The following is a 12,385-nucleotide window of genomic DNA, read 5'->3' on the forward strand; positions in this document are numbered from 1 at the left end:
AACGGAGGCGTTTTAAACGGTTTCAATGGCTTTAAGCCAAGAGAGCAGGGTGGAGCGCGAACGGTCGGGCGCTTCGAGGTGAGAGGTTTCTATGGCGGCAATTTGAGGGGTCGCGCCTAGAAGAGTTGCAAGCTCCTTCACCTGGTTCATTGAAACCACAATGTCTTGGGTGCCGGCAATGCAGAGAATAGGCAAAGAGGGTAGCTGTGGAATGGTCAGGCCATCGAACTGTTCGAGAAATTGCATAATAGAAACCCCTGCGATATAGTCGGCGCGCTGACGCAGCATCGCTTGACCTACCGGCGTAAGAAAGCCTCGTATCGGGTGGGTGCCTGTGCAGAGAGTGGCGACGCCGGCAACCAGGTTGGGATGCCGAGCCGCAGCCATGATCGCCCCATATCCACCCATGGAGTGGCCGATGGTTATAACGCGCTTTGCATGGGTGCTGTGCAGCCATCGAAGCGCCTCACAGGCGTTCTCTACGATCTGTTCCGGATGATGTAGCTCCCCACCCGTGCCGCCCAACTTATGCCCCACAAAGTCGAAAGTAAGACAAGTATAGCCATGAGCCGATAGATAGTTGGCCAACCCGTCCAGGCTATACTTTCCTGACGTAAGGCCATGCATAAGGAGGAGAGCAAGGGGTTTTGGCGAAGGTTGGGCGGTTTGATAAAGCAGAGCTTCTAGCATTCCCGACGATGAGGGGATGTGTACTTTTTCCAAATAGACGTTGGGACGAATGGGCGTCATAGCGTGCTTGTCTTTCGCCTCCGCATTTGCGCTATAAAGAGACCACACAATAGAAGGAAGCAAAGCCCTACAAACCAATCACCAAAACGGACATAGAGGGTCTGCCCGTGCAAGAGACGCATGGTATGCACCAAAAATCCCTCTTGGTTGATGGGCAGTCGCGCCAGAAGATGGCCTTCAGCGTCTATCATACAGGTGATACCGGTGGTAGTAGAGCGTACGACCTGGCGGCGGTTTTCGATGGCTCTTAGCACTACGGCAGCCAGATGTTGCTGCATGGCGGCACGGCTGAGGAACCAGGAGTCGTTGCTGATAGTGACTAAAAGAGAGGCTCCTTGCCGTGTCATGGTGCGGACGCGAGCGGGGTACATAGACTCGTAGCAGATAAAGGGACCGATGGCCAACGAAAGGCCGTTGGGAAGTTGGGTTTTCAGCACGCGCGCATGGCGGCCCGGAGCAAGATCGGTATTAGGGAAGTCGAAAAGACGCCCAAACAGGGGGGAGAGGATGCTGCGAAATGGAATGAACTCTCCGAAAGGCACGAGCTGTTGTTTGTAGTAAACACGAGGCTGTGAAAGGCCAGGTGCGAACAGAACGGCCGCATTATGATCGGCTCCCCTTGCATAGGTCTCGGCGCCGGTGAGAATAGCGGCGTTTGTGGCATCGGCAAGCTGATGGAAGAAAAGATAGCCCGACGGATTTTGAACCGGGTCGTAAGGGGAGGCCGATTCTGGGAATACATAGAGTTGGGGATTGGGTACGCAGGCCTTGGCGTTCATTGCCAGGCGATGCATTATTTGAAGTTGTGTTTCAGGCGATGGCGTTTGGTAGGAAGAGACGTTCGTTTGCAGATCGGCTACTTGGAGAGAAGGCCCGACATCCTGTTGTTGCAGACGTGCGAGGCCATAGAGGCACACCATGAAGCTGAGTGTGCAGGCAGCCCAGAGCCGACGCGCTCGGAGGGGCTGGTCTCGGCCCATCCAAAAATAGGCGAGTGCCCCGTTCACCAGCATCATAAGAAAACTGACGCCATAAGCGCCGGTGAAATCCGCGATTTGCAGGATGGGCAGGAACCGGTATTGGGTGTAGCTAAGTTGCGCCCAAGGCATGCTAAGAGCGCCAAGAGTGCGGGCCCACTCCATGACCACCCAGGCCGCCGCCAACGCCGTCACTGCCCACTGTTCGGGAACGTAGCGATCCAGCCACCAAGCGGCACCGGCCCAGAGCGCAAAGAAACCCGCCAAAATAAAGGTAAGGCCGAACCAAGCGACCCAGCCGATGGCGGAGCCGGTCCATGCGCTGATCGTCAGCCCGATCCAGTACCACAGGGGGCCAAGGAAAGCCCAGCCAAACAGATAGCCTCGCCATGCGGCCTGCGCAAAATGGCGCGCTCTTAGAACACTAACGATGAACGGTGCCAGGGCGACCCAAGCCAGAGGCCAGAGGCCAGCAGGAGGGTTGGCCAGCCATAGCAGCAGGGCAGACAGAAGCGCTAGTCGCAATCCCCAGAGCTTTCTGGGAGGCACCGTTTGCGTCGGCTCGGTCTTGGAGCCTATCTCTTCTGCGATCATACCCCTACGTTTTACCCGATAAGCGGCACCTGAGGCGGGTATAATGTAATCTGGGCGTAATCTAGTGGGGCGTTCTCGTATGATTTTTAAAGGATGCTTCCCAACTTCTATGAGAAAGGAAATTAAGATAGTTTAACCATCTCCGGTGTTTGTCGCCGTATCTCGTGTTAGAGAAAAACGTTTCCTATTCTGCCGGATCGTGAAGGAGGGCGAAGAAAGGCGAACCTTTCGCATCAAATGCTTGTTACTCTAAGTGGAGCTACGCTTTTCACTTCGCATTGCCCTTATAAGACTTAGTGTCTGTGGTACTTGGTTGACAAATAAAGGAGATGGATAGGATAAGAGCATGTCTGTACGTAAGTTTTTAACTATATTATTTGCTGCGGTGCTTGGTGTTACCGGCTTGTGGGTGGGGATACTCATTCATAATGCGGTAGCGCACGCGACAGCAGGTGCGAGAATTTCCCCTCTCTTACAACACATTAAAGATGTGTCCGATAGCTTCCCGATATACCCTCAGGTATTGATGGTATGTTTAGGGGCACTCGGCGTGTGTGTGGGTGTTATTCTCGGCCCAAAGGCTGCCAATGCCTTGGAAAATGCTGGTGATACCCTGGAACAGATGCCCGCTCGCGACAAGGTGGCGATCGGTTTAGGCTCTTTTGTGGGGCTGTTCATCTCTTTAGTGTTTGCGCCCTTCCTCCTGCGGGTTCCCTATGGAATCGGGATTCCTCTGTTCATTGCGGTGACGGTCGCCTCGTTCTATCTGGGCATTCGTGGGGCCCTTGGAATGAAGGATGAGTTTGCCTTTTTACGCCCTGCTCCCGAAGTGGAGGCCGATGCGAGCCCCGGACCCAATGTGAAGATTTTAGATACGAACGTTATCATAGACGGGCGGATCGCCGACATCTGTCGGACGGGATTTCTGGAGGGTACCCTCTACGTACCCGGATTTGTACTTGAAGAGTTGCAGCATATCGCCGATTCAAGCGACGACTTGAAGCGGGCCCGCGGGCGTCGAGGGTTGGATATTCTCAACAGCATGCAGAAAGATTTGCCTCTCGTTGTGCGTTCGTGGGATAAGCTGCTCGACCGCGCCTCGCAGCATGACCCCGTGGATACGCGCCTTGTGAAGCTGGCCAAAGCGCTCGATGCCACCATCGTGACCAACGATTTCAACCTTAACAAGGTTGCCGCTTTGCAGGGAGTGCCCGTTCTGAACGTCAACGAGCTGGCCAACGCCATTAAGCCCGTGGTGTTGCCTGGGGAGAAGATGCGCGTTTGCATTGTGAAAGAGGGTAAAGAGCCGGATCAGGGTGTGGCGTACCTGGACGACGGCACGATGATCGTGGTGGAAGACGGGCGTAACAGCATCGGCTCTACGGTGGATGTCATCGTAACCAGCATTTGGCAGACGGCTGCCGGTAAAATGATCTTCGCACGCATACAAACATCAGAGGACAATGAGAATGGAGATTCCGGAGAATCCACATCACCAACCCAATCGTCCCATTCTACCGGATACACAGCGCGTCGGGGTGATAATACCGGCCGCCGGACAGGCAAGAAGGTTTACGAGCGGTAGCAACAAGATTTGGGCAGAGCTTGCCGGCCGTTCGTTGTTACAACATGTGCTAGCCGTCTTTGAGGCGCATCCAAGGGTTGGTGCCATCGTTGTTGCGGCGGGTGCCGCGGAGCGAGACGCCGTTGAAGACGTTGCCAGGGACTACAAAAAAGTACATCGTGTGGTTACAGGGGGGGCGACGCGGGCGGAGTCGGTCTATCACGGGCTTGAGGCGCTCCCCGAAACCTGCGAGTATGTGCTGGTGCACGATGCCGCCCGCCCTCTGCTCTCCTTCGCCCTCATCGAAAGGGTTTTAGAGGCTACTCTTCGTTTTGGCGCCGCTGTGCCCGGCCTCCCGCTCTCCGACACCGTGAAAAGGGTAGATGGGGAGGGATTTGTTCGGGCAACGGTGCCGCGAACGGTGCGCACGGCAGAGGGTGCGCTCGGTGGATTAACGGCGGTGCAGACGCCTCAGGGGGCGCGCGTGGAGCTTTTGCGCCGGGCATATGCTCGTTGGGCTTTTCAGGACGGTGAGCCTACCGATGAGGCCTCTCTCATTGAAGCCTTAGGGGAACCGGTGGCCGTGGTGGAGGGAGATTTTTTTAATATTAAAATCACCCGGCCAGAAGACCTGCCGCGCGCCGAACAGTTCTATGCATTATTGCATCCCCCATCGGCGAAGGAGATAATGCCCGAACAGCACGGGAAGGAGACGGGCTTGTGTTACCGAACCGGTTTTGGATACGATGTACACGCCTTTGCAGAGCCTCGGTCAGGTCGTAAGCTTGTGCTCGGCGGGGTGGAAATACCCCACACTCGCGGTCTTGAGGGGCATTCTGACGCCGATGTATTGCTTCACGCTATTTGCGATGCGCTGCTCGGCGCGGCTTCACTTGGGGATATCGGTATTCTTTTTCCAAATACCGATCCGGCCTATCGGAATATCTCGAGTTTAAAGCTGCTTGAGGTGGTGCGAGATCGGCTTCAAGAGGCCGGGTGGCAGATCGAAAATATAGATGCTACCCTTGTGGCGGAGGCCCCGAAGCTTCGGCCTTATCGGGAGCGCATTCAGCTCACGATAGCGGACTGCTTAAGGATCGCCCCGGAGCGTATTAGTGTGAAGGCGACCACAAACGAACGCATGGGCTTCATCGGCCGTGAAGAGGGCGTCGCCTGTTCGGCGGTGGCGACACTTCGCCGTAGCCTTTCTTGACAGTGAATGTAGAGGCCGATTATAATATCTTTGAAAGCCGTCGGCTCTCGTAATATCTTTGAACATTTGTGAGAGGTTAGTCACCGCAATCATGACCAGTTGAAGTTGAGGGGAGGCTGTTTTAGAGGATGATGACGTTGGATGGTCGAAAGGTACGCATTTTGCAGACGGTTGTTGAAGACTATGTTCACACAACCCGACCGGTAGGCTCCGAGCGCCTAATGGAGCTGTGTGACCTTGGGTGCAAGCCGGCGACCATTCGGAATGAGATGGCAGAGATGGCCGATATGGGTTATTTGGCGCAACCCCATACCTCGGCCGGGCGTATACCCACCGACTTGGGCTATCGCTATTATGTAGATGAGTTGATGGATAGCCGGGACTCTTTGAAGCCGGAGGAGGTAGAGCAGATACGCCTGCCACAAGGTGAGGTAGAGGAGTTGCTGCAGCAAACCTGTCGCATTTTGGCTCATCTTACCCACTACGCTTCCATCGCGACGCATCCGGTAACGGAGAGCGTGCGGCTGCGCCGAGTCTATTTGGCGGAGGCCGACGCCAGACATCTATTGCTGGTTGTACTGCTTTCCACAGGGCATGTCGAACATCTCTTGCTGGAGACCGAGGTGATACCCTCCTCCATAGACCTCTTGGCGCTATCGGGCTACTTGCACTCGATAACGTCGGGGTATACGCTTGAAGAGACGCTGCGGGGAATCCCTTTGGGCACGGTGCCTCAAGAGTTTGTGGGTTACCGACGCCTGCTACAGCAGGTGCTACAGGCGCTTGCTCAGATGGCCGCTTCGCTCTCCAACCGGAGGGTCTACTTGGAGGGCACGGGCCAGCTCCTACGGCAGCCGGAATTTCATGATATTCAGCGGCTAGAAAACCTCTTGAACGCCTTAGAGCAACACCAGGCCCTTCTGCAGGTGTTAAGTCGGGTCAGTGCCCAAGGCCGTTCCTATAGCGTTGTTATCGGTTCTGAAAATGAGTGGGAGCCGCTACAGGTGTGTGCCCTTGTGACAACCACGTATGAGGTGGCCGGGCAACCGGTAGGCTACCTGGGTGTGGTAGGCCCAACCCGCATGGAGTATTGGCGAGCTACGGCTGCCGTTCAGATAATGGCGCAGAACCTCTCGAACATATTAACCAATCTCAGCTTAGCTTCGTAGCAAAACGTAGCTATTGACTAGAGCGCGTTGCTTGGCTTAGAAGAAGTCAAGCCTTTTGGGTGCGTATGATCCTAAGGGAATAGCACCTAACTCTGGTAGAATTTTTCTAGGGCGACCGCTGCGCATTGTATCGTGAGAGTCACTCGCGAGACCGTCCGCACCGGTCGCCGAAAACCTGTTTAAAGGAGGTTTTGCGAGATGACAATGGAAGAGAAGCCAAGTGCGGCTGAGCTAGACCAAGCGAAAGATGGGCTAGCCCAGGCAGAGGAAACCATAGATAAAGAACAAGAGGATGCCGAGGCAAAGCTCGCGGCCTTGATGCAGGAGCTAGAGCAGATAAGAGCGCGCGCCGAGCAGGCCGAGAAGGAGTTGCTTTACGCTCAAGCGGAGTTTATCAATATCTCCCGGCGCAAGGAGGAGCAGTATCGTGCCGATCAAAAGTACGCTGTTGGCGAACTGGTGAAGTCGCTTCTACCGGTACTCGATAACTTTGAGCGTGCCTTGCAGGCGGCAGAGCAGACACGCAACTTCGAGGCGTTGTTAGAGGGAGTGCGCTCGACGCAACGCCTTCTACAGGACGCTCTGAAAAAGGTAGGCCTGGTGCCTATAGAGGCGGTTGGCAAGGAGTTCGATCCGAAGCTGCATGAGGCGATTGGCCCGGCAGAGTCGGAGGAGTTGCCGCCTCACACCGTGGCCGAGGAGGTGCAGCGAGGCTATATGCTGCACGATAGGGTGTTGAGGCCGGCTTTGGTGCGAGTGGTGCAGGAAAAGGAGCAAAGCGAGGCTTGAGCGGAACGCGACTTTTCGGCACAGATGGCGTGCGCGGGGAGGCCAACGTCACCCTAACTCCGCAGCTCGCTCTGCATTTGGGAATGGCGGCGGGAGAGTTTTTGCGCCAGCAGGCCCTTTCTGCAGGGCCTGCTAAACGCCTTGAAGTGCTTATTGGACGGGACACGCGGCTTTCCGGCGAGATGCTTCAGGCAGCATTGGCCTCCGGATTTGCCTCTATGGGGATAGATGTGGTGGATGTGGGGGTGATGCCAACGCCTGGAGTCGCACGGTTGGTTCTTTTGCATGAGGCGGTGGCAGGTGCCGTTATCTCTGCATCTCATAACCCCTATCACGACAACGGCATCAAGTTTTTAGGGAGCAACGGTAAGAAGCTACCAGATGCCATGGAAGATACTATCGCCTCCCACATCCCCCTGCTCGAATCACTGCCCCGGGTAAAAGGGGCGGAGATAGGCCGCATCCGCACCGATACCTCTCTGGCGGAGGCCTATGCCCGATGTGTAAAGGAGACTCTCCGTCCCCTCGGCTCGAAACCTTTGGCCGGCTTGAAGCTGGTGCTGGATTGCGCCAATGGAGCTACTTATGCACTAGCCCCACATATTTTTAACGATCTTGGGGCAGAAGTGGTGGTACTGAATGCGAATCCGGACGGAGTGAATATCAATCGGGAATGTGGCTCGACGCATCCGGAACCACTCGCTAGGGCAACCCAACAGCACAAGGCCCACGCCGGCCTCGCTTTTGATGGGGACGCCGATAGGGTTATCATGGCTGATGAGCAAGGGCGCGTGATAGACGGCGACCGTATTATGGCTATATTGGCCTTGCAGATGGCACGTGAAGAACGCTTGCCAGGCCGTGTGGTGGTGGCGACCATTATGAGCAACGTAGGGCTTGAACAGGCTCTAGAGAAGGAAGGAATACGCCTCCATCGCACCGATGTGGGGGATAGATATGTGGCCGAAGCCATGGAAGCTCTCGGGGCAGGAGTAGGGGGCGAACAGAGTGGGCATATTTTATTGCCGCATCTTAGTCCAACGGGCGATGGCATGATCACAGGCTTGCAGGTTCTCTCGATTATGGTGCAAACCGGCAAACCTCTTTCGGAGTTGGCCGGTGTCGTACAGACCTGCCCGCAGATATTGCGGAATGTGCGGGTACAAGACCGTCAGGCCTGGCGTAACGACGTGGTTATTCAACAAGCCATCGAGCGGGCGCGAGAGCGTTTAGGACGTGCCGAGTGGCTTTCGGTAAGAGCTTCGGGCACGGAACCGCTGGTGCGCGTCATGGCGCAAGGCACCGATGCTGCCCTCGTACAGTCGGTGGTCGAGGAGATTTGTGCTCTTATTGAAGCACGCTGTGGTCTTTCCTGATCCTATCTAAAACCCTATCAAAAGGATGAACGCTGATGTTTAGACGGCAGAGAACTCTCTTTTTTGTTGCTGTAGCACTGGCTCTGGTGTTTTCCCAGCCTGCCGTGCTGGCGTTTGCGCAAGTGGCCTCAGACGATGTCACGGTGCAGAAGAACGTGCCTTATGGCGAAGTGGGTGGCGTTAAGTTGCTGATGGATGTTTACTTGCCTAAAACCGCACCAAGCAAGCGCCCTGGTATCGTTTTAGTACACGGAGGCGGGTGGGTCGGCGGTGACAAGATATTCTATGCGAATATCGGCAAGGCTTTTGCCGAACATGGCTACGATGCGTTTTCGGTGAACTATCGGCTGGCGCCAAAATTTCATTATCCCGCACAACTCGATGACGTGCAGCGAGCGGTGCGATTTCTACGCGCCCACGCAGCCGATTACGATCTTGACCCGCAGCGCATCGGGGCGATGGGCGATTCGGCGGGAGGCTACCTCGTCGCTTTCCTCGGGCTGTGCGACACACGAGATAATAGCGACCCCGCGCTGGCGAACTACAGCAGTAAGGTGCAGTGCGTTGTGGACTTTTATGGCCCTACCGACTTCACCATTCCACCGGAGCAGGCGCACATCAATGCTTTTGTGGCGAACTTGCTAACGATGTATTTTGGCAAGAAACCTGGGGAGGACCCTACCCTCTACCGGGAGGCTTCGCCGGTGATCTATGCCAGCAAGTCGGCACCGCCTTTTCTCATTTTACAGGGAACGGCGGATACGCTCGTGCCGCCCGATCAGTCGGAACGACTTTACGATGCGCTTCACAAAGCCGGGGCAAACGTTACTCTGCTATTGGCCTATGGCCTTCCCCACGCCTTTCTTAGCCCACAGCCCGATCTCTATTTTGATATAGCAGAGAAGTTTTTCGACCGTTATCTGAAGCCTTAAAGCCAAACTCCCTCCGTGGCCGGCAGGCCACGGAGGGAGATAGTTCCGTTTATGGGTAGATGCCGCGCGTGGTAGTGGCATCGGCAACGCGTCTTACCCCGATGAGGTAGGCGGCAAGACGCATATCTACATCTTCACGACGTGCCATGCTGCGCACGTCACGATAGGCACGTTCCATGATGGCCTCCATTTTTGCATTGACCTCCTCTTCTTGCCAGAAGAAGAACTGTAGGTCTTGCACCCATTCAAAGTAGGAGACCACAACGCCTCCGGCGTTGGCCAACACATCGGGCACAAGAAAGATGCCACGTTGATTGAGAATGCGGTCGGCCGCCGGCGTGGTAGGACCGTTGGCGCCCTCCACAACGATTTTCGCGCGGATGCGTCCGGCATTTTCGGTGGTGATCTGGTTTTCAACGGCAGCCGGCACAAGCACATCTACTTCCAGCTCAAGCAGATCTTTCACGCCGATCTTCTCGCCGCCGGTGTGTGTTGTCAATGTGCCGTCGCGGTTAGCGCACTCTTGCAGGGCAGGAATGTCAAGACCGTTGGGGTTGTAGATGCCGCCGAGCGCATCGCTTACAGCCACCACTTTCGCGCCCAACTGGTGGAAGATTTTGGCGGCGGCGCTGCCCACGTTTCCAAAACCCTGAATGGCTACTGTAGCCCCCTGTAGCTGGCGACCGTACTCTCGCAACGCCTCACGAGCCATCACCACGATGCCTCGTCCGGTGGCGTCGTTGCGACCCTCAGAACCGCCTACAGAGACGGGTTTGCCCGTAACGACGGCGGGAACCGTGCGCCCGCAACTCATGGAGTAGGTGTCCATGACCCATGCCATGATCTGCGCGTTAGTGCCCATGTCGGGGGCTGGAATATCGGTGTCTGGGCCTATCACGATGCTGATCTCTGAGGTGTAACGACGAGTAAGCCGCTCTAACTCGCCTGGAGAGAGCGTTTTGGGGTCACAGACCACACCGCCCTTGGCGCCACCAAAAGGAATATTGACGATGGCGCACTTCCACGTCATCCACATGGCGAGGGCACGCACCTCATCGAGGTCGGTTTTGGGGCTGAAGCGAATGCCGCCCTTGCTTGGCCCGCGTGCGAGGTTGTGTTGCACACGATAGCCTGTGAAGATTCTGATGGAGCCGTCGTCCATTTTGACGGGGAAGTGAACGGTAAGCTCGCGCTCCGGATGTTTCAAGATTTCATGAAGTCCGGGGTCGAGTTCGAGATAACGGGCTGCGATGTCGAGTTGATGAAGGGCGTTTTCGTAGGGATTGGTGCTTTCAAGAGGTTCGGAGAGAACGGTCGTCATGTGTTGTCGGTCCATGGAAGGCAGAGGGTTTTCTGCCGTTGTTGCGGTTTGTGTGCTCAATGGATTCCTCCTCGAATCGCTACATTATCGGACAAAACAGGGTCAGCGGGAGACTTGCTCGTGCCCCTTTGGCGTCGCTGCCAAAGGCCGCTGTCTGTCGTAGCGTCCGACATCTATATATTACTCTACGCAAAGGAGTTTATGTGGTTTCCTTTGCTTTGATTTTTGGCAATTTCTTTCAATTTTCCACAAATGGAACCTGGATCGGATAGATTGAGCAGGAAGCCACGATGAATTTGGCGAAACATGGTTTCAAACACGAAAGCGTAGAGGAAACCGATGCCGGAGAGAAGCCCCAATCTGCTCATCTTTGCCGTAGATAGCCTGCGAGCCGACCACTGCAGTTGCTACGGGTATCACCGTCTTACCACGCCCCATATAGATAGGCTTGCCGCACGAGGTGTGCGGTTTCAGAACCATTTCAGCCCCTACATTCCTACAACCCCGGCTTATACCACCATTTTAACGGGTCGTGATGTGATGGCGCACGAGATGGTGTCTCTCACTCCAAAGGGGCCTATCGCCCCCGATATCCCCACGCTGCCAGAGCTATTGCGAGAGGAGGGCGGGTACGCCTCGATTCGCGTAGGGTTTTCTGGAGATTTTTTTCGCGGTTTCGATAAGTACGTAAGTTATGATGAGGGGTGGCTCGCTTGGCCTGACCGCCCGGCACGCAAGGCAGAGAATCTCAATCAAGTGGCACTTCCCGCCTTAGAGGAGCTTGTTAACAATGGTGCACCTTGGTTGCTATTCATACGCCATATGGACCCTCACGCGCCCTATCTCCCTCCACCTCCGTTTGATAGCCTGTTTTACGGTAAAGACCCCACCGATCCAAACCTGCCGGATACGATGGGGCCGGTGCGCGATTTTCCTCCATTTGCCGACTTTCATCTCTCGTGGATGCCGGAGGGCATACGTGACATAGCCCATCCTGTGGCCATGTACGATGGCGCTCTGGCCTATATGGATGCTTGTATCGCCGTTTTATTGAATCGGCTGGAGGAGCTGGGGCAGGTCGAGAACACGCTCATTGTTTTTACCGCCGATCATGGCGAGACGCTTACTGAACATGGCTGCTACTTCGATCATCATGGGCTTTATGAACCGACCATTCATGTTCCGCTGATCCTCTTCCAGCCGAGTCGGCTCCCCCAAGGGAAGGTGATCGAGGGATACACGCTTCATCAGGATTTGGTGCCCACTTTGTTGGAGTATGTCGGCCTTGAGGTGGTTGTAAAAGCCCGTGAGTTTGACGGTAAGAGTATTCTGCCGTTATTGAGAGGGGAGAGGGCTACGAACTATTCGGAGTTTTACCTCACCGAGTGCACTTGGATGCGAAAACGGGGTTGGCGCACGGCAGAGTGGAAGCTGATAGATGCGCTAGAACCGGATTTTCATCAGAAACCACCGATTGAGCTATACAACCTTATAGAGGACCCTGAGGAGATTGTGAACCTAGCAACCAAGGAGCCGGAAGTGCTAAACATGCTCAAGAGCCGCATGATGGCTTGGGTGAACCGGCGCATTGATGAGACGGGCAAGCCGGACCCGATATTGCAGTATCATCTTGGGTTGGAGAAGCGCATTGGCTCTATTGCCACTGCGAAGCGATTACAAGAGCGATAGGAAGGTGATGG

General features: G+C 55.4%; 10 protein-coding genes. 7 read left to right on the plus strand and 3 right to left on the minus strand.

The window, feature by feature from the left end:
* Positions 1–12: 12 nt before the first annotated feature.
* Both VKV18_RS06665 and lnt read right to left on the minus strand, forming a co-directional pair.
* The gene (locus tag VKV18_RS06665; protein WP_324203429.1) at positions 13–750 is read right to left on the minus strand and encodes an alpha/beta hydrolase; all 738 of its coding nucleotides are present in this window, start codon (positions 748–750) and stop codon (positions 13–15) included.
* Positions 747–2,321: an apolipoprotein N-acyltransferase gene (gene lnt, locus VKV18_RS06670; protein WP_324203430.1), complete on the minus strand. Its 1,575-nt coding sequence runs from the start codon at positions 2,319–2,321 to the stop codon at positions 747–749. Before lnt ends, VKV18_RS06665 begins: the two co-directional genes overlap by 4 nt.
* Positions 2,322–2,667: 346 nt before the next feature.
* On the opposite strand from lnt, the gene VKV18_RS06675 reads away from it, so the two are divergent.
* The 6 genes from VKV18_RS06675 (at position 2,668) to VKV18_RS06700 (ending at position 9,364) form a co-directional block, all read left to right on the plus strand.
* Complete coding sequence (locus tag VKV18_RS06675; protein ID WP_324203431.1) at positions 2,668–3,906, plus strand: PIN/TRAM domain-containing protein; 1,239 nt, start codon at positions 2,668–2,670, stop codon at positions 3,904–3,906.
* Positions 3,791–5,098, plus strand: a complete 1,308-nt coding sequence (gene ispD / locus VKV18_RS06680) for a 2-C-methyl-D-erythritol 4-phosphate cytidylyltransferase (protein ID WP_324203432.1) — start codon at positions 3,791–3,793, stop codon at positions 5,096–5,098. The genes VKV18_RS06675 and ispD overlap by 116 nt, the downstream gene beginning before the upstream one ends.
* A gap of 128 nt (positions 5,099–5,226) precedes the next feature.
* A complete protein-coding gene (gene hrcA / locus VKV18_RS06685) occupies positions 5,227–6,267 on the plus strand; it encodes a heat-inducible transcriptional repressor HrcA (RefSeq protein ID WP_324203433.1) in 1,041 nt (346 codons plus the stop codon).
* 198 nt (positions 6,268–6,465) lie between these two features.
* Complete coding sequence (gene grpE, locus VKV18_RS06690) at positions 6,466–7,056, plus strand: nucleotide exchange factor GrpE (protein WP_324203434.1); 591 nt, start codon at positions 6,466–6,468, stop codon at positions 7,054–7,056.
* Positions 7,053–8,432, plus strand: a complete 1,380-nt coding sequence (gene glmM, locus VKV18_RS06695; protein WP_324203435.1) for a phosphoglucosamine mutase — start codon at positions 7,053–7,055, stop codon at positions 8,430–8,432. The genes grpE and glmM overlap by 4 nt, the downstream gene beginning before the upstream one ends.
* Positions 8,433–8,467: 35 nt before the next feature.
* Positions 8,468–9,364 carry an alpha/beta hydrolase gene (locus VKV18_RS06700; protein ID WP_324203436.1) on the plus strand — a complete coding sequence of 299 codons (897 nt, stop codon included), beginning with the start codon at positions 8,468–8,470 and terminating at the stop codon, positions 9,362–9,364.
* A 49-nt stretch (positions 9,365–9,413) separates the two neighbouring features.
* On the opposite strand, the gene VKV18_RS06705 is transcribed toward VKV18_RS06700, so the two are convergent.
* A complete protein-coding gene (locus VKV18_RS06705) occupies positions 9,414–10,685 on the minus strand; it encodes a Glu/Leu/Phe/Val dehydrogenase (protein ID WP_345786396.1) in 1,272 nt (423 codons plus the stop codon).
* 339 nt (positions 10,686–11,024) lie between these two features.
* Here VKV18_RS06705 and VKV18_RS06710 point away from each other — a divergent pair, with 339 nt between their 5' ends.
* Entirely contained in the window at positions 11,025–12,374 is a 1,350-nt protein-coding gene (locus VKV18_RS06710) for a sulfatase (RefSeq protein WP_324203438.1), read from the plus strand.
* Positions 12,375–12,385 lie beyond the last annotated feature (11 nt).

Source organism: Chthonomonas sp. (genome assembly GCF_035294505.1).
Classification (GTDB): domain Bacteria; phylum Armatimonadota; class Chthonomonadetes; order Chthonomonadales; family Chthonomonadaceae; genus Chthonomonas.